Below are 20,928 nucleotides of genomic sequence, written 5' to 3' on the forward strand. Positions count from 1 at the left end.
TATCGGCTGATATGGGCCCCGCTCCAGGAGCAAGCCATGTTTTCCCACTTCAACTTCACCGCGATCCTGGCCGCGCCATACGGCGAGCAGTTGCTCAAGGGCCTGCAGCTGACCGCGTGGCTCACCATCTCGAGCTGGACGCTTGCCTTCGTGCTGGGCACCGTGCTCGCCACCGTCCGCGTCTCCGGCAACCCCGTCGCCGAACGCTTCGTGGCCGGCTACGTCGCCTACCACCAGAACGTGCCGATGCTGGTCCATATCCTGCTGTGGTACTTCGGCATCCCGACGCTGCTGCCCGAAGCGGCCCAGAACTGGGCCAACGCCAACGGCGGCGAGATGATCTTCGCCAGCATCGCCATCGGCCTGTGCATGGCCGCCTACTTCTCCGAGGACATTCGCAGCGGGCTGCGTTCCATCCCGTTCGGGCAGCACGAGGCCTCGCGTTCGCTCGGCCTGAGCTACCTGGGCTCGATGCGCCACGTGATCCTGCCGCAGGCCTTCCGCATCGCGCTGCCGCCCTTTATCAACCACACCGTGCTGCTGTTCAAGAACACCAGCCTGGCGATGGCGGTGGGCGCGGCGGAGATGACCTATGCCGTGCGCGAAGTCGAGAACCACACCTTCCGCACGTTCGAGGCCTACATGCTGGCCACCGCGTTCTACCTGGCGGTGTCCCTCGGCCTGATGGCGATCGGCGCGGCGATGGCCCAACGCACGCGCATTCCGGCGAGATAAACCATGATCGATATTCTTCGCGACAACTGGCACCTGCTGCTGCTCGGCCAATACCCCAACGGACCGCTCGGCGGCCTGGCCCTGACGCTGTTGCTGTCGGTGCTGGGACTGGTGCTCTCGTTCCCGATCAGCCTCCTGCTGGCGGTGGCGCGGGTCTCGCCCTGGAAGGTGTTCCGGGTGCCCGCCACGGTACTGGTCTACATCGTCCGCGGCGTGCCGCTGGTCATGCTGATCTTCTGGAGCTACTTCCTGGTGCCACTGCTGCTCGGCCACAGCGTGACGGGCTTCACCACGCTGCTGTGCACGCTGGTGATCTACGAGGCAGCCTATCTCTCCGAAGTGATCCGCGCCGGCATCGAGGCGCTGCCGCGCGGCCAGACCGAAGCGGCCCGCGCGCTCGGGCTGAGCCATGCCCAAACGATGACGAAGGTGATCCTGCCGCAGGCGCTCTACAACATGATCCCGAGCATCGTCAGCCAGTTCGTGTCGACCATCAAGGAGACCTCGCTCGGCTATGTCATCAGCGTGCAGGAGCTGACCTTCTCCGCCAACCAAGTGAACACCAACCTGCTGACGCGGCCGTTCGAAGTCTTCCTGATCCTGGCCCTGACCTATTTCGCAGTCTGCTTCTGCCTGACCCAGCTGGCGCACGCCCTGGAGCGTCGCGTCACACGCAGAAGGAGTGGAAAGACCAGCGGCAAGACCGCCCCCGCACGGAGCATTCAAAATGATTCAGTTCTCCAAAGTCAATAAGTGGTATGGCGACTATCACGCCCTCGTGGACGTGACCGCTGAAGTCGGCCGCGGCCAGGTCGTGGTGGTGTGCGGCCCCTCGGGGTCGGGCAAGTCGACGCTGATCCGCACGGTAAACCGCCTGGAAGACATCCAGAACGGCACCATCCGGCTCGACAACCAGGACATCCACTCGCCGGCGCTGAACCTGAACAAGTTCCGCAGCCACGTTGGGTTCGTGTTCCAGCAGTTCAACCTGTTTCCGCACCTGTCCGCGCTCGACAACGTCTGCCTGGCGCCGGTCAAAGTCGCGGCGAAGAGCAAGAGCGAGGCAAAAAGCAAGGCCATGTCGCTGCTTGAGCGCGTCGGCCTGGCACACAAGGCGGAGGCCTACCCACAGCAGCTCTCCGGAGGCCAGCAACAGCGCGTTGCGATTGCGCGGGCGCTGGCGATGGACCCGCCGGTGATGCTGTTCGACGAGCCGACCAGCGCGCTCGACCCTGAAATGGTCGGCGAAGTGCTGAACGTGATGAAGGGGCTGGCCAAGGACGGCATGACCATGGTCTGCGTCACGCACGAGATGAACTTCGCGCGGGAAGTCGCCGATCGCGTCTGGTTCATGGACAAGGGCGCGATCCTGGAGGAAGCGTCGCCGGTTGACTTCTTTGCCTCGCCCCAGCATCCGCGGGCGCGCGCCTTCCTCTCTGACCTGCGCTCGCATTGAGGACGCACCGGATCATGGAACACAATAATGCGCCGGGCTCCGCCATCGTGGTCGGCGCCGGGATCGTCGGACTCTCCATCGCCTTGCGGCTGCGCATGGATGGGCATCCGGTCACGGTCATCGATAACAACGCGCCGATGTCCGGAGTCTCGTCCGGCAACGCCGGCTATCTGTCGGAAGCGAACATCTTTCCGCCGGCGACACCGGACCTGCTGCGCAGGCTGCCACGGCTGCTGCTCGACAAGGACGGTCCGCTGGTCGTGCAGCCGCGTTATGCGCTGCGGCTGTTGCCGTGGGCGTGGCGCGCCGTGGCAGCGCTGCGGCCGCAACCGTACCAGGCCGTGCTGTCGAACATGGCAGCGCTCACGGGCCAGGCCATCGCGGCTTTCGACGAACTGACGCGGGAGGCATCGGCGCAGCATCTTGTCAGCCGTGACGGCGGACTGGTCGCGTTCCGAAGCGAAGCTGCCCTGGATGCGAAATGCCGCGCCCTGCCCGTGTGGAACAGCTATGGCCTCGCTGCGGAACGCGTGTCGGCTGCCAGCGTTCGGGAGCTTGAGCCAGCGCTGTGCCAGGACATCGCAGGCGGGATCTTCTACCCGAACGCCGGGCGCTGCAGCAACCCGCGCGCCCTGGGCGAGCACTACGCCCGGCGGCTGGTTGAGCTGGGCGGCGCGATCCTGCGCGATGAAGTGCGCGCTGTCCGCCAGGCGGCTCCGGGTCGTGCGGAAGTGGTCACCGCACACGGAACCCATTCCGCCGCGAGCGTCGTGGTGGCAGCGGGCTACCGGTCGGGACCTTTGCTGGCCGAGCTCGGCTATCGGGTACCGCTGGCGGCGGAGCGCGGCTATCACCTGATGCTGCCGGACGCGGGCATCTCGCTGCGCCGCCCGGTCGTTTTCGGCGAACCCTACTTCGCTGCAACGCCGATGGACGAAGGACTGAGGCTGGCCGGCACTGCCGAATTCGCTCATGCCGACGCAAAGCCGGATATGCGTCGCGCCACAATGCTGCTCCGGCTTGCCCGCGCATACCTCCCCGGCATTCGCGGCACCGTCGCCAGGCCGTGGATGGGCGTGCGCCCGTCCTTTCCGGACGGCATGCCCGCGATCGGCCGCGTCGGCCACGCCCCGTCCGTGTTCTATGCCTTCGGCCATGCCCATAGCGGCCTCACGACCTCGGCGATTACCGCACGGTGTATGTCGAGCCTGGTCCGCGACATGCCGCCGCCGCTGGAACTCTCGGCGTTTCGGCTCGAACGCTTTCACTGAACGCTCACTGACGATTAAACCTGCCTCGCCCTCCCGCAGGAGGGTCGCACTCGACCACCCGGAGACAACCATGACCGAAATCACCCAATCGCAACTCGACACGCTCAATCGCCTGGGCGCCGCCACCATCCACGAGGCCCAGGGCCAGCGCGGCGCCGTCGATCCCCGCATCGCCCCGCTGGATCCGTCGATGCGCGTGGCCGGCCCTGCCCTGACCATCGATATCCGGCCCAGCGACAACCTGATGATCCACTATGCCCTGACCAGGGCTAAGCGCGGCGACGTGCTGGTCATCGACGCCAAGGGCTTTGTCGATGCCGGCCCCTGGGGCGACCTGCTGACGCTGGCGGCGCAGAAGATCGGCATCGCCGGGCTGGTGATCGACGGCGCGGTACGCGATGCCAGCGCGATTGTCGACATGGGCTTCCCCGTGTTCTGCCGCGGCCTTTGCATCAAGGGCACCAACAAGTTCCAGCCGGGCAAGGTCAATGTGCCGGTCACCGTCGGCGGCGTGGTCGTGCGTCCCGGCGACATCATCATGGGCGACCGCGACGGCGTCGTTGCCGTGGCACATGAAGAGGTCGAACAAGTGATCGCGGCCAGCGAAGAGCGCGAGCGCAAGGAAGCCGCCATCCGCGAGCGCCTGGAGAGCGGCGCGACCATGGTCGAACTGCTGGGCCTGCAGGAAACGCTCAGGCGCCATGGCCTCGCCTGAAGCCCTCGATCAACCGCCAACGCAAGGACCCTCACAAATGCATCAATCCATCATCAGCAGCCGCATGGGCCTGATCAAGCCGTCGCCCAGCATCGCCGCCAAGGCACTGGTGGACGATCTGCGCGCCCAGGGCCAGAACGTGCTCGACTTCACCATCGGCGAGCCCGACCTGCCGACGCCCGCGCATATCGGCGCCGCGGCCAACGCCGCCATCGCCCGCGGCGAGACCAGGTACACCAGCACGCTGGGCACCCCCGTGCTACGGCGCGCCATCGCCGCCAAACTCGGCCGCACCCTCGGCCTGGACTACGGCGCGGACGAGATCGTGGTGGGCTGCGGCGCCAAGCAGGTGATCTTCAGCGCGCTGACCGCATCGCTGGAAGACGGCGACGAGGTCATCATCAGCGCGCCGTACTGGGTCTCCTATCCCGACATGGTCACGATGAACGGCGGCACGCCCGTCATCGTCAGGTGCGATGCCGACGTCGCCTTCAAGCTGACCGCGGCCGCGCTGGAAGCCGCCCTCACGCCGCGCACCCGCTGGCTGATCCTGAACAGCCCCAACAATCCGACCGGCGCGGTCTACACGGCCGCGGAACTGCGCGACCTGTGCGCGGTTCTGGAGCGCCATCCGCACGTCTGGCTGATGAGCGACGAGATCTACGAGCCCTATGTGTATGACGGCGGCACCGCCGTTTCCCCGCTGACGCTGATGCCGGCGCTGAAGCAGCGCTCGTTGCTGATCAACGGCATGTCCAAGGCCTATGCCATGACCGGCTGGCGCGTCGGCTATGGTGCCGGCCCGCGGGAACTGGTCAAGGCCATCAGCACCATCCTGTCGCAAAGCTCGACGTGCACCAGCTCCGTGTCCCAGGCCGCCGCCGTGGCGGCGCTGGAGGGCGACCAGGCGTGCGTGGGCGAGATGGTCGGCATCTTCGAGCATCGGCGCAATCGCATGGCGGCGCTATTGAACGAGATCCCCGGCATTGCCTGCACGCCGTCGGCAGGCGCCTTCTATCTCTACGCGTCCGTCAAGGGCCTGCTCGGCAAGCAGACGGATACGGGCAAGTTCCTGGAGACCGATCTGGACGTGGTGATGTTCTTCCTGAACAAGGCCGGCGTGGCGGTGCTCGACGGCACGGCATATGGCCTCTCGCCCTATCTGCGGTTCTCCTTCGCCACCTCGCTGGAGGTGATCGAAGAAGGCTGCGAGCGCCTGATGCGAGCCGTGGCGACGCTGCGGTAATGCGACTCCCGCCGTGCGCTGGCACCTGCCAACGTACGGCGGCATCCCCCATACAGAATCACAAACGGCGGGCGCCATTCATGGCGCATCGCCGGCCACGCCAAGCAACCAGTCCCTGAACAGCGTAAAGGGCGGATACGATTCGCGATTGGCTGCGACGACGAGGTAGTAGGCATTGCCACTCGCATCACTGCCGACCTTGACCGGCACCGCCAGCGTGCCGGCCCGGAGTTCGTCCTCGACCAGCACCCTGGGCACCAGGCCGATGCCCATCCCCGCAGACACCGCCTGGATCAGGTGGGAGGTCATTTCAAACTGGGGGCCCAGCTTGAGCGCATCGCCGGCATAGCCGTGCCTGGCAAACCAGTCCCGCCACGCCGTCGGCCGCGTGACGACCTGCAGCAGCGGATACCGCAGCAACTCCTCGATCCCCTTGATCTTGTCCCGCTTTGCCTGCCTGGGACCGATGATCGGGACCAGTTCTTCCGCGACGAGCTGGTACGCCACGGCCCCTGGCCACTGCCCGTCTCCCACCACGATGGCAGCGTCCATGCCGGACAGGTCCAGGTCGAGATAGGTGCGCGAATGAATGTGGATCAGCACCTCGGGGTGCCTGGCATAGAAACCCGGCAGCCGGGGCATCAGCCATTTGGACCCGAAGGTCGGCAACACGGACAGGTGCAGCGTACCGCCGCCAGCCTGGAACGCGATCGCCTGCATGGTCGCGCTGCGGATTCGCTCCAGCGGCCCCGTCAGCTCGCGCAGATACATGCGGCCGACATCGGTCAACACCACCCGCCGGCCAATCCGCTGGAAAAGCGCCACGCCCAGCAGTTCTTCCAGCGTCTGCACCTGCCGGCTGACCGCGCTCTGGGTCAGGGACAGTTGCTGTGCGGCCCGGGTAAAGCTCTCGGTGCGGGCGGAGGCTTCGAACGCCAGCAGGGACGACATCGAGGGGGTAAGGCGTCGTGGATTCATTCCAAAAACTCATCAACAGGGCAACAAATAGTCGCTTGTGAGCGCCCCGCCTAGCTCGCAAAATGTCGACACAGTATAGCCCTCACCGTTCAGGGCGGCCCCGCTGCACCAGCCGGATCTTCCCAAGGTTTCATGCGCGGAGTACATAAGGACGCCGATCAGGCCGGGGCCCACAACTACAACCCATGGAGACAGCAATGCAGATGCCCCTTCTGCGCCGACTGGCGCTTTCCGTTGCCATGGTCGCTTGCGGCCCGGCGCTCGCCGCCTGGCCGGACGACCGCCCCATCGAGCTGGTGGTGGGCTTTGCCGCCGGCGGCGGCACCGACCAGATGGCCCGCGTCCTCGCGCCCTTCGTGTCCAAGCGCCTCGGCGCCAACGCCCGCATCGTCGTCACCAACAAGCCCGGTGCGGCCGGCGAACTGGCCGTGGCCCACGTCGCCCGCGCCAAACCCGACGGCTACACCATCGGCATCGTCAATGTCCCCGGCTTTATCTTCCTGCCGATGTACAAGGATGCGCAGTACAAGGCCGAGGACCTGCGCCTGATTGCCCGGCTCGTCGACGACCCGACGGTGCTGATTGCGCGCAAAGACAGCAAGTACACCGACCTGCGGAGCGTGGTCCAGGCGCTCAGGAAGCAGCCGGGCTCGCTCTCCTTCGGTCACAGCGGGGTGGGCACCAATGGCCACCTGGCGCTGGAGCAACTGCAGCGGATCGCCGGTGTGCAGGCGAACAGCATCCCGTTCAAGGGCGCAGCCGAGGCGAAGACGGCGCTGATGGGCGGGCATGTCGACTTCACCTATGTCAGCGCGGGCGAGATGCGCGAACTCAGCCTCGCGGGCGGCCCGTTCAAGGGCGTCGCACAGATGAGCAAGGCACGCCTGAAGCCCATCGACACCGTGCCCACCGCGGGCGAGGCCGGCGTGCCCATCGTCATGAGTTCGGAACGCGGTGTTGCCGCGCCGGCGCGCCTGCCCGCGGGCATCGCGCAACGGCTTGAGAAGGCCATCGAAGAGAGCCTGCGCGACCCCGAGTTCATCGCGGCCGCCCGCAATGACGCACCAGTGCTCGCCTACCTGTCCGGCGCCGCCTGGACGGCAGCGCTGGCCGGCAACCGGAAAGAACTTCAACCCATCGCAGATTCCCTGCGCGAACCCCAGAAGGTGACCCAAAAATGAGCGCCCCCAAGATCAATGCCGGCGCCAGGCGTCCGAGCGACTTCGACGCGGCCGAATGGCAGGCGCGCGTCGACCTGGCTGCCTGCTACCGCCTCGTGGCGCTGTACGGCATGAGCGACCTCATCTACAACCACATCACCGCGCGCATCCCCGGAACGCCCGACCATCTGCTGATCAATCCGTACGGGATGATGTACGAGGAAATCACCGCCTCCAGCCTGATCAAGATCGACCTGGACGGCAACGTGCACGATGGCGGCGACGGACGGTTCAGCGTCAACCAGGCAGGCTATGTCATCCACAGTGCCGTCCATGCCGCTCGCCACGACGTGCAATGCGTGCTGCACACGCATACGCGCGCGGGCTCCGCGGTTTCCGCGATGAAGTGCGGGCTGCTGCCCCTTACGCAGACGTCCATGCGCTTTGCGCACATTGCCTATCACGACTACGAGAGCGTGGCGCTGGAGCTGGACGAACGCGAACGCCTGGTGCGCGACCTGGGCAACCATGAAGCGCTGATTCTCCGGAACCACGGCCTGCTGACGGCCGGCGCGAGTATCGCCCAGGCGTTCAACCTAATGTACTGGCTGGAAATGGCCTGCAAGATCCAGCTCGATGCCATGGGCACGGGGGCCGAGTTGACCATGCCCCCGCCCGAGGTCATCGAGAAGACCTACAACCTCTACCTGCCGCATGTCAGGCGGCCCTTCGGCGAAATGGAGTGGCCGGCGATGCGGCGCTATCTCGACCGCCGCGATCCGTCGTACAAGACCTGACTCACTGGCCGCCACGCCGGCGGCCGGGATGAAAGCTCGCCGGAAACCAGGGCTACCCCAGCTTGTGCATCCAGTCCGGCTGCGGAACCTGCCTCGCCGCGTAGAAGGCTTCAAGCCGCTTGCGGTTCCGCATGCCCGGTCGCAGTCCGAGGAAGCTGGCCGCGTTCTGGCCGAAGAAGGCGTTCGACAAGGACGTCTGGCGCACGGCGACACCCGGCTCTGCCGCCTCGACCCGTGCCATCACATCCATGAAATCCGACAGGTATCGCTCCACGTTGTGCTGAGGCAGGATCATGGTCCAGTCGGTGCCGTACATCAGCCGTTCACGCAGGATCTCATTGTCCGAGGCAGCGTACAGCGTCCGCAGCAGCTCAGTCATCCTTGGCTGATTAAGCAGCACGCCGGCAAAATAGCCGCTGTCCGCGAAGGTATTCGCGCCGGCAGAGCCCTTCGCGGCAGTAATCAGGTTGAGGAACTTGCGCGACTTGTCGCCGTGATGGTCTTCCGGGTCGGTGTCGCCGAAGTGGCCAAAGCTAACACGCAGGCCCGGGAATCTGCGCAGTGCCCGAAACCAATACTCGCTCCCTGCCAGTTCCCGGAATTCTTCGTATGGTCCGTTGGAGTGATTCGTGTGCGCCATGATCGGCACGTCGTTCTTCAGGCAATAGCGGAACAGCGCACCCATGGCGGCATCAAGCCGGGCTCCGAAACGGGGATCCGACGCGGCAGCCGGTAAACCCACCTTGCCCTGCCAGACTGTCTTGCCGGCATTGCCCCATGCCGCAAAGCCCATCGGGGGATAGAGCTTGACCCCCAGGAATCCTTGCTTTTCGATCGCGTACCTGACCAGGCGCAGCGACGCACCGCTTCCGTCGGCGCCCTTTGTCACGGACTCCCGGAACGGGCAGAACGGCACGAAACCATGGACTCGCCCGCCCATCAGCACCGATATCTGTCCCATCAGCTCCACCTGCTCCAGCAGCGTGGTCGGCGTTTGCGCACCCTGCGCCAGCCACCAGTCATAGTCCACCATGCTGGCGACGACCAGGTCCACCTTGCGCACCGGGTTGCTGGAATAGGTCGTCAGGTAGTCGATCGCGTTGACATGGCGATGGTTGAAGTTGTGCAGGATGAACCGGATGTACCCGCGAAAGGTGGGATGGCTGCCAAGGATGCTCGCCGTATCGGACTGCTGTCGCTCGAACTCATCGTAGGTAGGCGGCAAGGCTTCGATGGCAGCGCCCATCCCGACCGCGCCTGCGTCCCTCGGCCCGAGGACGGCGGCCCCTTCCGGCGTCTGGTAGACCGCGTCCGACGCAGCTTTCAGCTCACGCCGGCCGACGGCATAGCCCTCCTCGAATGCCGGCGCGGCCAGGCTTCGCATCTGCCCGGCATCCTTGCACCGGATGAGCTGCGCCGCGTAGCGTTGAATGGCCCTGCGTTCGCTCTGGGCGTCTGGCGCGAAATGCCAGCCCAGCGCCTGCAAGAGCGCGCCCGCGCCGTTGACGAGCGGGTACAGTTCGGAGTCCTCGCCGACCGTCGTCTTCGCCAGGAACGCGCGGATCTGCAAGTCGCGCCCGTTGAAGATGTGGGCATGCACGTCGATGGTCAGTGGCGCATTGCGGTCAGAGATCGCCGGATCTCCCGGGCACAGCGGATCCGCGCCTGACGGAAGCGGGGACAAGGCGGCGGCAAGTGTTGCCAGGAAGCTCCGGCGATTCAGCGGCATGATTGTGATCCTCGGTGGTGGCGCAATCAGTAGCGAAGCGTGGCGGCCGGATCCCCGTAGTAGGTATACAGCAGGCCCAGCGGGTTCTTCTTCTCGGCATAGAGCTCGCGACGAATCGCCGTCAGGGCGTCACTGACCGCCTCGCCCTTGCCGAGCCTGCCGATCAGGCGTTTCGCCACCTCATGTCCAAGAGGGATCCATATCGAGACCTCCGTGACGACCACGCCCTGGGCGCCGAGCCGGACGATGACGTCCCCCAGGCTGACATGGGGAAGATGGGCAGAAGGCCCGGTCTCGCAGGCGTTGAGAATGACCAGCGGGGCGCTCGTCAGGTAGGGGAGGCGCGCAACCAGCTCCTCCTCAGACTGCTTGTTCAGCAGCATTTCGAGCTTGTTGCTTGTCACCAGGTCGCCCTCATTGAACTTCAGTTGCGGGCCGGCGCTATAGGGATCACCGGGCTGGGCTTCGCCAGTCGACGCGTGCAGAAAGGCAACAATGGCCGAAATGCGCTTTCTGTCCTGCGTGAGCACCTGGTTCAGCAACGTCCGCCCTGAATCGACCTCCATCAGGTTCGGAACCGGGATCTGGCGCAGTTGCAGCATCTGCTCGCGGGCCAACGGCACGGTTGGGTCCGCGTTGCTCCCATAGCGGGCAAAGACCACTTTGCGCGGCAGCATCTGCTCAGGCTGAGCCGCCCTGCCCGGCCCGCCGCTGCTTGCCCGCGACACGCTCAGGCTGAAGCGCATGCCCCAGAATTTCCTCGGGTCGGTTTCCTGGCCGAGGTGGTGGAGGTACTGCCATGGCAACGAGATCCGGTCCGTCACGACCTTCAGTCGCAACGGAACGGTCCGCGGCGCATCGGCAGCATCTTCCAGCTTACGGATGATGGTGCGCAAGTCCGCCTCTGTTGAGGAAATGAACAGGTTCCGATACAACTGCATGCCGATCTCGCCAATCGTCTCCGCGACTGCTGCGGCTTCAGCATCCGTCAGGCTGAGGCTCGCCTGCGAAGCCTTGGAGACGGCAGCGTCCGTTCCCGTGGCGCTCAATCGCTTGAGGAATGGTCCTTGCAGGCTCACCGCCGACATCACGCCGTAGGCGGATCTGGTCATGGCTTCTACGAGTGCCTTGTCCTCGATCCCTGAGCGGAATTTCCTGCGCCTGCCTTGTTCGTCGAAGGCCAGCTTGCCGATCAAAGCCTTCATCTCCGCACTCACCGGCTCGAACTCGATACTGACATCGCGTCCCAGTTCCTCGCTGGCATACAAGAGGATATCCGGCTTCCACGCTGATTCCACCGATGGCTCGATCGCCTTGATGGGCCGCGCAGGCTGTGGTGCGGCTGCAGGCATGGCGTCAGCCGCATCAATGACGACATCGACCGGGATGCGATCTTGCACCGTTCCCGTCGCGTCATTGAGCACCAGGATCTGCAGCGTGCCGACATAGGTTTTTCCATCGGGATCCTGTGCCGGCGTGAAGGCGAAGCTGGCTTCCGTCGACCGGCGTTCCCCGGGCTTATAGATGATGCGCTTGAGCGACTCGGCACGCGGCTCGCAGAATGAACAGTCCAGCACCACGCTCAGCGGGACATCCACCTTGCTGCGCAGGATATCCTCCGCCGCAGGCTTGGCGGCGAGGATCGATGCGGGGTCGTAGGGTCCGAGATGAAATCGAAGCGTGGCAAGCCGACGCGACTGCAGTGATTGCCGCTGCGGATAGGCACTGTTCTTTGGTGACAGCGGCGACAAGCTGGCGTTGTAGGAAACAGGGGTTGGAGGACCCGGCGACGATGCACCCGCCGCAGGCGGCTGCGTGGGATTCGGGACGCTGGTGGCCGCGACCGCCACCGAGACGAGATTGAGTGGCTCCAGCGCGAGCACCGGTGCATCATCAGGAAAGTACTTCTGGGCAAGCTGCAGGCTACTCACCGAAAGGGCCCTGGCCACCACCCGGGATCGATCGGGTTGGCTGTCCTTGACATAGCCCTTCAGGCGACCGACGTACTGGTCATAGTCGGATCGCGACAGCGTATTTGGCCGCGGGCTGGCACCGAGTGCGTTGTTGCGCGCCAAGGCATGCGCGGACCTGACGCCGGCATTGTGCCGGTCGATGATCGTACGGGCGTCACCCAGCAAGCCTTGCTTCACCAGGCCCGGAAGCGCATCGAGTGCCGCGCGGTTGACGACCAGTACATAGCCGCGATACCGATGGTTGCTTTCCGTGATGGTCCACCCGCCGCCGGGCACATTCATCAGTTCTGACCACGGTGCCTCAGCGGCATCGACCATGCCTTGCCGCAAGGCAGACGGGAACGCCTCCTTCGACAGTGGGACGGGAAACACACCAAACCGGGACCACTGCTGCGCCATGTCGCCTGCCCTGCGGGTACCCAGTCTTAGTCCTTTCAGGTTGGCTGGCGCCTGTATGGGCTTGCTCGACACGATCTGCAGCATCCCGCCATGCAGGTATCCGAGCCCGGTCAAGCCCTGAGCCCCAAGCTGCGACAGCAGGTGCAGGCCATCCATGCTGCGCTCGTATTGCTCCACCGCCTCCAGGCTCTTGAACAGGAAAAGCGAATCGAAGATGGCAAAGTCAGGCACTTGCGCGGCCAACACATCGATCGGGATCACCGCCAGCTGTACGTCACCGCGCTTCACCAGCTCCATCAGTTGCTGGGGAGGGACCGTGGAAGCGGTGGCTGGCGTTATCCGGAGCGCACGCGAGGGGCGCGTGCGGAAGCGCGCCGTGAGCTTCGCGACAGTCGCGACTTCGGGGTCTGGCAGCCCGGCAGGAATCTCGGCACGCCACCTGTAGACCTGCGCCATGCTCGCCGGAACGGCGAGCGCCAGCAGCAACCCGACCAGGAACGCTCTGCCGGTGCGAACGAAGTCCCAGAAAGCCCGATGCCAGGCCCGGTGTCTTTGGTTCATTTCGCCCTCCCCCTCTTATAGATCGTTCACGGGGAGAACGGTGTCAATGCCAACTTTGGGAGTGGGACAGGCTACGGTCTTGCCGGCCATGCATCAAGCTGCCGGCAGCGCTTTGGCGCGGCAGTCGCACAACCTTGCAATTGCCGCCAGTTTCGCCGGACGCTCTCACGAATCAACAGGTTTTGATTCAGATTGCGGCGCGATGGCCTTGGTCGACTGGCCGGATGGCTTCACGGCGTGGCGCCCGACGCATCGATCCGATACACCCGCCCGCTCGTCGCCGACGTGCCTGGATCGGCCAGCACGTACAGCGCCTGCCCGTCATCCACGCCAAAGGAAAACACACTGCCAGGAATGGTCACGTTCCAGTCGACCTGTTCGGCGGCAACGCCATCGCGGTACACGAAGCTCAACAGCTTGCCCGAGCAAAGGTCGGAATAGAAATACCGGCCATGCAGCGCCGGATTGGCACTGCCCCGGTACACATAGCCGCCAACAATGGCACAGCCGCCCGCGTCACGGCCGTATTCGAAGACCGGCATGGTCAGCGCGGTCTTGTCGCACGTGGCCGCACCCACGCAGGCGGTGCCCTCGGTCCGGTTCCAGCCGTAGTTCAGGCCCGCGCTGGTGGCCGGCGCCACGTCGACTTCCTCGCGCTGGTCCTGGCCGACATCGGCGATATACAACAACCCGGCGTCGAACGAGAACCGCCACGGGTTGCGCATGCCGAGGGCCCAGATTTCACCGCGACGGCCGGACTGGCCGACGAACGGATTGCCGGCAGGCAAGCCGTAGCCGGACGCACCACTGACGTCGATCCGCAGCATCTTGCCGAGCAGCGTTCCCGGGTTCTGGGCGTTGCCCGCCGGATCGCCACCGCCGCCGCCGTCGCCCGTGCCGATATAGAGCATGCCGTCCGGGCCGAACGCGAGCTGGCCGCCGTTATGGTTGGAGAAGGTGCCGTGCGGGATCGACAGCAGCACGGTGCCCGATACCTCGGCGATATCCGGGTTCGCGGCCGACACGTTGTAGCGGGCGATGGTGATGGCACCGTTGGCGTCGGTGTAATAGACGTAGAAGCGGCGGTTGGTCCCATAGCCGGGATCGAACGCCATCGACAGCAGCCCGCGCTCGCCATCGGTCGTCGTCAGCGCAGCGATATCGAGGAACGGCGTGGCGACCAGCGCGCCGTTGCGCACGATCCGGATGCGACCGGCGCGCTCGACCACGAACAGGCGCGAATCGCCGGCGGGCGCGGTCAGGAAGATCGGTGCGGACAACCCGCCGGCAACCTGCGTCAGCGACAACTGCAACGTCTCCGGCGCACCGTAGGCCACGCTGGCCAAAGCACCGGCGCCCGCGCTCACCGCCACGGTCTGCGAGGGCGGCTGCGGCTCGAAGAGCGCGGTGCTCGTCAGCACGCTGGCGGCACTGACCGTATAGCTGCCGGCAGGCAGGTTGGACAGCGTGGTCGACTGGGTCACGGTCTGGCGGAACTGGCCGGGCCCCAATACCGTGACGGCCGCCGACGTCCCGGACGGCAGGCCGGAGATGGAGAGCGTCAGCGTGCCCGTGCCGCTGGCGCCGTCACTGCCCCCGTCTCCCCCGCCCCCACCGCAGGCTGCGACGCCCAGGCAACAGGCGATGAAGAATCGGCATAGCGAGGATCGTAGTGCGTCGGACATAGCGCGCTCCTGTCACGGCTGCGGCACTGGCTGCCATGCAAGAACCGATCCACGGCGCCCGCACAAGTCCCGCCGGCCTTTCCTGCGGCAGGCGCGCCTCGCCTTTGTAAAAGATACTTCATGCGCGCGGCATCGGCGAGTGTGCGGTGGTAGACGTGCTGGACCGGCAGGGGCCGGTCCGGGTGCTGACGCGCAACTAGCGCAGGGGGCCGCCGCGGCGCAGCACGCTGACATCGTCCGGATTTACCAGGTCGGGTACGGTCCAGCCGTTCAGGTCGTACTCGTCCATGGCCGAGCGCGCGAACGCCTTCATCCGCTCCAGGTTGCCGCTGGACTGCGCCGCCGACAGGTTGGTCAGCCGCGTGGCATCGTTGCTGCCGATGTAGTTGATCTCGTACAGCTCATGGCGCGCGCCGAATTCAGTGCCGATGGCGTCCCACAGCATCTTCATCACCTTGACGCGCTCTTCGGCACTGGCGCCGCCGGAGCCGCGCACATACTTGTCCAGGTAGGCGCGGATCTCCGGCACGTTGAAGTCGCACGCGTGCGAGTTCAGGTAGATCAGGCCGCTGGCCACCACCTGCTCGATGATATTGCGCACGCGCGGCAGCGCTTCCTGGTTCAGCACGCGGTAAGCGCCGGCAAAATGCGAATCGGGGCGGACATTGCCGTGCCACGGCACATCGCTCTTGGCCATGGCGTCGGACAAGGCCCAGAAGGCGTTGCGCCAGGCGATGACCTCGCCCAGTTGCACCTGCACACCGTAGAAGCTCTTGCTGCCGGTGATTTCCAGCGCGCGCGCCAGCAGGCCGACGATAAAGTCCAGCTTGACCGCCACCCGGGTGCAACCGTGCAACGAGGCGCGCTCCAGGTAGCCCGAGCCGCTCTGCGCGTTCTCGCCGAGCTCCACCTCGCCGTGCATGAACACGTTCTCCCACGGCACGAACACGTTGTCCATCACCAGGATGGCGTCGTTCTCGTCCAGGCGCGACGACAGCGGATAGTCGAACGGGCTGCCCAGCACCGCCGCGCGGTACTCGTTGGAGACCCGGCACAACAGCTTCACACCCGGCGCATTGGTGGCCACGATGAACTTGGGCCCGCGCGCGGGCACGGTGTCGACATGCGCCACGTAGGTGTAATGCGTCAGCGCCGACCCGGTGGCCACCACCTTGGCGCCGCTGACGTAGATGCCGGCATCGGTCTCGCGCGCCACGCGCACGAACACGTCCGAGGTGGCCGAGGGCGGCAGTTCGCGGTCCACCGGCGGGTTGACCACCGCGTGGCCCATGTACCAGGTCTTCTCCTGCGCCTTGCGGTACCAGTAGCGGGCATTGTCCTCGTAGCCCTTGTAGAACTCCGCATTGGCACCGAGCGTGCCCAGGAACGAGCCCTTGTAGTCGGGCGAGCGGCCCATCCAGCCCCAGGCGCACTGCTGCCAGTCGGCGATGGCATCGCGCTGCGCCACCTGCTCGGCCACGTCGCGGGGGGCGCGGAAGAAGCGCTGGGTAAAGCCGCCCCACTCGGTCGGCATGGTCAGCACCGGCTGGCGCACGGGATCGTGCAGCGCCTCGTACATCCGCGCGATCATCCGCGCCGCGTTTCGGAACGCCGGGTGCTCGGCCACGTTTTTCACGCGTTCGCCATAGATCCAGACCTCGCGTTCATCGTCGAGGCTTTGCAGGTATTCGCTGGCGTTGAAGGGGACGTACGCCTTGTTGTATGTACTGCGCAGATCGTCGGACATGTGTGAACCTTGCAGGAACGCGTCGGCCCCGGCGGCGCGATGCCTCCGGGCGCTCAGGCGTCTCCGGTCACGCGGGAAAAACCCGCGCCGGGCGCTGCATTGAAGATACACGCACGCCACCGCGGCTCTGTGACCTACCCCACTGAAACGGATGAATGTAGGTGTGCCGGCAAACCGACCAGGATCTGGCGCGCACGCCACGTGATGCGGACACCTGTCCCAGCCGGCGGCTCAGCGCCGCGCTACGCCCGGCTTCCTCGCCACACCTGCAGCGGATCCCACGCCGGCGCAGCGTCTTGCGGCTGCGGCAGCGCCTGCGCTTCGGCCAGCATCGCCTGCGCTTGCGCCTGCAGCTTGTCCAGGCAGCGCGACAGCACGCGCGCTTCTTCCGCCGTCAGGCATGCGGCCAGCCTGGTATTGAAGCCCCTGGCTTGCCTGAAGGCGGTGCGGTAGACCGCTTCGCCTTCCTCCGTGAGCGTGAAGGCGGCCGCGCGCCGGTCCTGTGCGCGTGTGTCGCGGCGCACCAGCCCGCGTTCGACCAGCGCATGCACAGCGCGGCTGGCCAGCACCTTGTCCAGGCCGGCGCTGGCGGCCAGCTCGGTCAGCCGGGTGCCCGGCTGCTCGCCAAGGAAGGCGATCATGCGCCATTCGCGTCGGGTGACGCCCGCGGTGGCGCGCAGGTGCAGCCCCGCCGCGCCCAGCGCGACGCGGTTCAGGTGATAGACCCGGTAGTTGATGAAGTCGGCCAGCCGCCTCGGCCGCTGCAGCCGCACGCCGCCGTCGGTTGCCTTGCCCTGCGTTTGTCCTTGCGCCATGCCACGCCCACGAATTAGTTGATTTTGTTAATTATATCGACGGGTGTTAGCTTGCCATCCATGCCGGCCGCCGGCACATAAACAGGAGACATCGTGAGCCCTCGCCCCTTCCTTCCCCGCCTGCTTGCCTGCCTGGTGGCCGCGGCCGCTGCCTGGGCCGCCCCCGTCGGCGCCCAGTCCGAGCGTCCGCTGCGCATCCTGGTCGGCTACCCCGCCGGCGGCACCGCCGACCTGGCCGCGCGCCTGGTCGGCGACAAGCTGCGCGAGACGCTGAACCAGACTGTGGTGATCGAGAACAAGCCCGGCGCGGGCGGCAGGCTGGTGATGGATTACGCGCGCACGCAGCCGGCCGACGGCAATACGCTGGTGGTGGCCAATTCGGCGGTGATGACCATCGCGCCGCTGGTCTACCGCAAGCTGAACTACGACATCCAGCGCGATTTCGCGCCGGTGGCGCAGGCGGCCAACTTCCAGCTGGCGCTGGCCACCGGTCCGGGCAGCCCGGCGCGTACGCTGAAGGACTACGTGGCGTGGCTGAAGGCCGGTCCGCAGAACAACTCCTATGCCTCGCCAGCGCTCGGCAGCATCCCGCATTTCTTCGGACTGATGATCGGCAAACAGGTCGGCGTGGAGATGCTGCACGTGCCGTTCAACGGCTCGGCGCCGCTGATGAGCGCGCTGGTCGGCGGGCAGGTGCCGGCCTCGGTCGACACGCTGGCCGACCTGACCGAGATGCACCGCGCCGGCAAGGTGCGCGTACTGGCAACCTCGGGCACGCACCGCTCGGTGGCGCTGCCGGACGTGCCGACGTTTACCGAACTGGGCTACAAGGGCATCGAGGGCGAAGGCCGCTACGGCCTGCTCGCGCCGGCGGGCGCGCCACGCGCGGTGCTGGACAAGCTCAACGCCGCCATCGTCAAGGCGGTGCAGTCGCCCGAGGTGCGCGACAAGTTCCTGAAGCTGGGGCTGGAACCCGCCACCGGCCCGGCCGAAGCTTTCGCAGGCGTGCTGAAAGCGGATGCGGCCCGGTGGGCGCCGGTAGTCAAGGCCTCCGGCTATACCGGCGATTGATCAGCAACCGGGCCGGCGACCGACCATGGCGATCCGCAATACCCTCTTCATCATGTGCGACCAGTTGCGTCGCGACCACCTCGGTTGCTACGGGCACCCCACGCTGCGCACGCGCAATATCGACGCACTCGCCGCACGTGGCGTGCGCTTCGACCTCGCCTTCGTCACCTCCGGTGTCTGCGGCCCCAGCCGCATGAGCTTCTACACCGGCCGCTACGTCAGCAGCCACGGCGCCACCTGGAACCGCGTGCCGCTGTCGGTGGACGAAGTCACGCTGGGCGAATACCTGAAGGACAGCGGCCGCGCACTGGCGCTGGCGGGCAAGACCCATGTGATGCCCGACAACGCCAACCTGAAGCGCCTGCACCTGGACGGCGGCACCGAACTGGAAATGCTGCTGCGCAGCGGGCATTTCAGCGAGGTCGACCGCCATGACGGCCACCACGCCGAGCCGCGCAGCGCCTATGCCGAGTGGCTGCGCCGGCAAGGCTACGACAGCGCCGACCCGTGGACTGACTACGTGATCAGCGCCGAGAACGAGCGCGGCGAGATCGTCTCCGGCTGGCAGATGCGCAACGCCGGCCTGCCCGCACGCGTGGACGAGCCACATTCCGAGACCGCCTACACCGTCGACCAGGCGATGCAGTACATCGGCGCGCGCGGCGACGAGCCGTGGGTGCTGCACCTGTCGCTGGTCAAGCCACACTGGCCCTACCTGGCGCCCGCGCCCTACCACGCTGCCTACAAGCTCGACGACTGCCTGCCGCTGCGCCGCCACGAGGCCGAGCTGGAAGACCCGCACCCGGTGCTGTCGGCCTACCGCACGCAGGAGGAATGCGCCAACTTCATGCGGCAGGAGGTGTCCGACACCGTGCGCCCCGCCTACCAGGGCCTGATCCAGCAGATCGACGACCGGCTCGGCCTGCTGTGGGAGCAACTGGAGCGCCTGGGCCGCTGGCAGGACACGCTGATCGTCTTTACCGCCGACCATGGCGACTTTCTCGGCGACCACTGGCTGGGCGAGAAGGAGCAGTTCTACGACACCGTGCAGAACATCCCGCTGATCGTCTACGACCCTTCGCCCGAGGCCGATGCGACGCGTGGCACCGCGCAGGCGGACATGGTTTCGGCGGTCGACGTGGTGCCGACCGTGCTTGACGCGCTGGAGCTGCCGCCGGCGGACCACCGCATCGAGGGCCGCTCGCTGCTCGACCTGACGCGCGGGCGAGGCAATGGCTGGCGGGATTTTGTCGTATCGGAGCTGGACTACGCCTACCGCGGCGCGCGCGTGGCGCTGGGCCGCCATCCCGGCGAATGCCGCGCATGGATGGTGCGCGATACACGCTGGAAGTACGTGCATTGGCAGGGCTTCCGGCCGCAGCTCTTCGATCTGCGGAACGACCCGGACGAGTACTTCGACCTGGGCAGCGATCCCGGCCACGAGGCTGTGCGCAGCGCCATGCGCCTGCGGCTGCTGGACTGGTTCTGCACGCTCAAGCCGCGCGTGACCGTGACCAATGCGGAAGTCGCGGCCAAGACCAACGTGTACAAGCAGGCAGGCGTGTTCTTCGGCGTGTGGTGAAGGTGTGGCGAACCCGTCGGGTACGGAACCTGCAAAGAGATTACGTCCGTACTCACGATAACCCGCCATGAAACCTGTCACGCTGATTGGCGCCCCCACCGACGTCGGGGCCGGCACGCGCGGTTGTTCGATGGGGCCGGAGGCCCTGCGCGTAGCCGGCCTCGTGCCGGCGCTGGTGCGCACCGGCCTGGACGTCGAAGACGGCGGCAACCTCGCCGGCCCCGACAACCCCTGGCAACCGCCGCGCGACGGCCTGCGCCACCTGGACGAAGTGGTGGCATGGAACCACGCCGTCCATGATGCCAGCCTGCGTGTGCTGCAGGCGGGGCGCGTGCCGCTGCTGCTGGGCGGCGACCACTGCCTGGCGATCGGCTCGATCAGCGCGGTGGCGCGGCATTGCCGGGCCACCGGCAAGACTTTGATGGTGCTGTGGCTCGATGCGCACGCCGATGCCAATATCGGCACCACCACCCCGACCGGCAATCTGCACGGCATGCCGGTGGCCTGCCTGTGCGGCCACGGCCCGCAATCGCTGACCACACTGGCGGGCGAGGCGCCGGCGGTGCCGCCCAGCGCGATCCGGCAGATCGGCATCCGCAGCGTCGACGCCGAGGAGAAGCGCCGCCTGCACGAACTGCAGCTGGCCGTTTTCGACATGCGCTACATCGACGAGAACGGCATGCGCCACACCATGCAGCAGGCGCTGGCCGGCATCGACGCCAATACACACCTGCACGTCAGCTTCGACGTGGACTTCCTCGACTGCGCGATCGCACCCGGCGTTGGCACCACTGTGCCGGGCGGGCCTACCTACCGTGAAACCCAGTTGTGCATGGAGATGATCGCCGACACCGGCCGCCTGGCTTCGCTCGACGTGATGGAACTCAATCCGGCCTGCGACGTGCGCAACCAGACTGCGCACCTCGCAGTAGACTTGATTGAAAGCGTGTTCGGAAAATCCACCTTGTGGCGCCCGCCTGCGCCCGATACATCTGCCTGAAAAAGTTG

17 protein-coding genes are annotated in these 20,928 nt (G+C 66.3%); 11 read left to right on the top strand and 6 right to left on the bottom strand.

The features are described 5' to 3' along the window. The first annotated feature begins 36 nt into the window (after positions 1-36). The 6 genes from ABNX08_RS27590 to ABNX08_RS27615 all read left to right on the top strand — a co-directional run bounded on the left by ABNX08_RS27590 (position 37) and on the right by ABNX08_RS27615 (position 5,423). The gene (locus tag ABNX08_RS27590) at positions 37-735 is read left to right on the top strand and encodes an amino acid ABC transporter permease (RefSeq protein WP_022538880.1); all 699 of its coding nucleotides are present in this window, start codon (positions 37-39) and stop codon (positions 733-735) included. 3 nt (positions 736-738) lie between these two features. Next, positions 739-1,488, top strand: coding sequence for an amino acid ABC transporter permease (locus tag ABNX08_RS27595; protein ID WP_022538881.1), 750 nt, complete (start codon positions 739-741; stop codon positions 1,486-1,488). Next, positions 1,463-2,191: an amino acid ABC transporter ATP-binding protein gene (locus ABNX08_RS27600; protein WP_041681803.1), complete on the top strand. Its 729-nt coding sequence runs from the start codon at positions 1,463-1,465 to the stop codon at positions 2,189-2,191. The genes ABNX08_RS27595 and ABNX08_RS27600 overlap by 26 nt, the downstream gene beginning before the upstream one ends. Then, on the top strand, positions 2,188-3,462 hold the full coding sequence (locus tag ABNX08_RS27605; protein ID WP_374063724.1) for an NAD(P)/FAD-dependent oxidoreductase: 1,275 nt from the start codon (positions 2,188-2,190) through the stop codon (positions 3,460-3,462). Before ABNX08_RS27600 ends, ABNX08_RS27605 begins: the two co-directional genes overlap by 4 nt. Before the next feature lie 70 nt (positions 3,463-3,532). Continuing rightward, positions 3,533-4,177: a 4-carboxy-4-hydroxy-2-oxoadipate aldolase/oxaloacetate decarboxylase gene (locus ABNX08_RS27610; RefSeq protein WP_022538884.1), complete on the top strand. Its 645-nt coding sequence runs from the start codon at positions 3,533-3,535 to the stop codon at positions 4,175-4,177. 37 nt (positions 4,178-4,214) lie between these two features. Then, positions 4,215-5,423, top strand: coding sequence for an aminotransferase class I/II-fold pyridoxal phosphate-dependent enzyme (locus ABNX08_RS27615; RefSeq protein ID WP_022538885.1), 1,209 nt, complete (start codon positions 4,215-4,217; stop codon positions 5,421-5,423). Positions 5,424-5,501: 78 nt separating this feature from the next. Here the strand turns inward: ABNX08_RS27615 and ABNX08_RS27620 are convergent, their stop codons facing one another. Then, positions 5,502-6,401 (bottom strand): LysR substrate-binding domain-containing protein, encoded by a 900-nt coding sequence (locus ABNX08_RS27620; protein WP_022538886.1) that lies wholly within the window; start codon positions 6,399-6,401, stop codon positions 5,502-5,504. A 197-nt stretch (positions 6,402-6,598) separates the two neighbouring features. Between ABNX08_RS27620 and ABNX08_RS27625 the strand changes: the two genes are divergently transcribed. Further along, the gene (locus ABNX08_RS27625; protein WP_022538887.1) at positions 6,599-7,582 is read left to right on the top strand and encodes a tripartite tricarboxylate transporter substrate binding protein; all 984 of its coding nucleotides are present in this window, start codon (positions 6,599-6,601) and stop codon (positions 7,580-7,582) included. Further along, positions 7,579-8,358, top strand: coding sequence for a class II aldolase/adducin family protein (locus ABNX08_RS27630; protein WP_022538888.1), 780 nt, complete (start codon positions 7,579-7,581; stop codon positions 8,356-8,358). Before ABNX08_RS27625 ends, ABNX08_RS27630 begins: the two co-directional genes overlap by 4 nt. Before the next feature lie 52 nt (positions 8,359-8,410). On the opposite strand, the gene ABNX08_RS27635 is transcribed toward ABNX08_RS27630, so the two are convergent. The 5 genes from ABNX08_RS27635 to ABNX08_RS27655 form a co-directional block, all read right to left on the bottom strand. Next, positions 8,411-10,087, bottom strand: coding sequence for an amidohydrolase family protein (locus ABNX08_RS27635; protein WP_022538889.1), 1,677 nt, complete (start codon positions 10,085-10,087; stop codon positions 8,411-8,413). A gap of 26 nt (positions 10,088-10,113) precedes the next feature. Continuing rightward, positions 10,114-13,020 carry a TRAP transporter substrate-binding protein DctP gene (gene dctP, locus ABNX08_RS27640; protein ID WP_022538890.1) on the bottom strand — a complete coding sequence of 969 codons (2,907 nt, stop codon included), beginning with the start codon at positions 13,018-13,020 and terminating at the stop codon, positions 10,114-10,116. 230 nt (positions 13,021-13,250) lie between these two features. Then, positions 13,251-14,705 carry a sorbosone dehydrogenase family protein gene (locus tag ABNX08_RS27645; RefSeq protein WP_022538891.1) on the bottom strand — a complete coding sequence of 485 codons (1,455 nt, stop codon included), beginning with the start codon at positions 14,703-14,705 and terminating at the stop codon, positions 13,251-13,253. 196 nt (positions 14,706-14,901) lie between these two features. Next, the gene (locus ABNX08_RS27650) at positions 14,902-16,452 is read right to left on the bottom strand and encodes a 4-hydroxyphenylacetate 3-hydroxylase N-terminal domain-containing protein (RefSeq protein WP_041681805.1); all 1,551 of its coding nucleotides are present in this window, start codon (positions 16,450-16,452) and stop codon (positions 14,902-14,904) included. A gap of 242 nt (positions 16,453-16,694) precedes the next feature. Beyond that, positions 16,695-17,267 carry a MarR family winged helix-turn-helix transcriptional regulator gene (locus ABNX08_RS27655; protein ID WP_022538893.1) on the bottom strand — a complete coding sequence of 191 codons (573 nt, stop codon included), beginning with the start codon at positions 17,265-17,267 and terminating at the stop codon, positions 16,695-16,697. Positions 17,268-17,360: 93 nt separating this feature from the next. Between ABNX08_RS27655 and ABNX08_RS27660 the strand changes: the two genes are divergently transcribed. The 3 genes from ABNX08_RS27660 to rocF all read left to right on the top strand — a co-directional run bounded on the left by ABNX08_RS27660 (position 17,361) and on the right by rocF (position 20,920). Beyond that, positions 17,361-18,338 (top strand): Bug family tripartite tricarboxylate transporter substrate binding protein, encoded by a 978-nt coding sequence (locus tag ABNX08_RS27660; protein ID WP_022538894.1) that lies wholly within the window; start codon positions 17,361-17,363, stop codon positions 18,336-18,338. A gap of 25 nt (positions 18,339-18,363) precedes the next feature. Next, on the top strand, positions 18,364-19,920 hold the full coding sequence (locus ABNX08_RS27665) for a sulfatase-like hydrolase/transferase (protein ID WP_022538895.1): 1,557 nt from the start codon (positions 18,364-18,366) through the stop codon (positions 19,918-19,920). 67 nt (positions 19,921-19,987) lie between these two features. After that, complete coding sequence (rocF, locus tag ABNX08_RS27670; RefSeq protein ID WP_022538896.1) at positions 19,988-20,920, top strand: arginase; 933 nt, start codon at positions 19,988-19,990, stop codon at positions 20,918-20,920. Positions 20,921-20,928 lie beyond the last annotated feature (8 nt).

It is taken from the genome of Cupriavidus sp. DF5525, assembly GCF_040149425.2.
Taxonomy (GTDB): domain Bacteria; phylum Pseudomonadota; class Gammaproteobacteria; order Burkholderiales; family Burkholderiaceae; genus Cupriavidus; species Cupriavidus pickettii_A.

Excerpts from the sequence above, each read along its gene's own strand:
- ABNX08_RS27620 (WP_022538886.1), bottom strand. The coding sequence starts at position 6,401 with ATGAATCCACGACGCCTTACCCCCTCGATGTCGTCCCTGCTGGCGTTC.
- ABNX08_RS27650 (WP_041681805.1), bottom strand. The coding sequence starts at position 16,452 with ATGTCCGACGATCTGCGCAGTACATACAACAAGGCGTACGTCCCCTTC.
- ABNX08_RS27625 (WP_022538887.1), top strand. The coding sequence starts at position 6,599 with ATGCAGATGCCCCTTCTGCGCCGACTGGCGCTTTCCGTTGCCATGGTC.
- ABNX08_RS27610 (WP_022538884.1), top strand. The coding sequence starts at position 3,533 with ATGACCGAAATCACCCAATCGCAACTCGACACGCTCAATCGCCTGGGC.
- ABNX08_RS27645 (WP_022538891.1), bottom strand. The coding sequence starts at position 14,705 with ATGTCCGACGCACTACGATCCTCGCTATGCCGATTCTTCATCGCCTGT.
- ABNX08_RS27630 (WP_022538888.1), top strand. The coding sequence starts at position 7,579 with ATGAGCGCCCCCAAGATCAATGCCGGCGCCAGGCGTCCGAGCGACTTC.
- ABNX08_RS27590 (WP_022538880.1), top strand. The coding sequence starts at position 37 with ATGTTTTCCCACTTCAACTTCACCGCGATCCTGGCCGCGCCATACGGC.
- ABNX08_RS27665 (WP_022538895.1), top strand. The coding sequence starts at position 18,364 with ATGGCGATCCGCAATACCCTCTTCATCATGTGCGACCAGTTGCGTCGC.
- ABNX08_RS27600 (WP_041681803.1), top strand. The coding sequence starts at position 1,463 with ATGATTCAGTTCTCCAAAGTCAATAAGTGGTATGGCGACTATCACGCC.
- ABNX08_RS27655 (WP_022538893.1), bottom strand. The coding sequence starts at position 17,267 with ATGGCGCAAGGACAAACGCAGGGCAAGGCAACCGACGGCGGCGTGCGG.
- dctP (WP_022538890.1), bottom strand. The coding sequence starts at position 13,020 with ATGAACCAAAGACACCGGGCCTGGCATCGGGCTTTCTGGGACTTCGTT.
- ABNX08_RS27615 (WP_022538885.1), top strand. The coding sequence starts at position 4,215 with ATGCATCAATCCATCATCAGCAGCCGCATGGGCCTGATCAAGCCGTCG.
- rocF (WP_022538896.1), top strand. The coding sequence starts at position 19,988 with ATGAAACCTGTCACGCTGATTGGCGCCCCCACCGACGTCGGGGCCGGC.
- ABNX08_RS27635 (WP_022538889.1), bottom strand. The coding sequence starts at position 10,087 with ATGCCGCTGAATCGCCGGAGCTTCCTGGCAACACTTGCCGCCGCCTTG.
- ABNX08_RS27595 (WP_022538881.1), top strand. The coding sequence starts at position 739 with ATGATCGATATTCTTCGCGACAACTGGCACCTGCTGCTGCTCGGCCAA.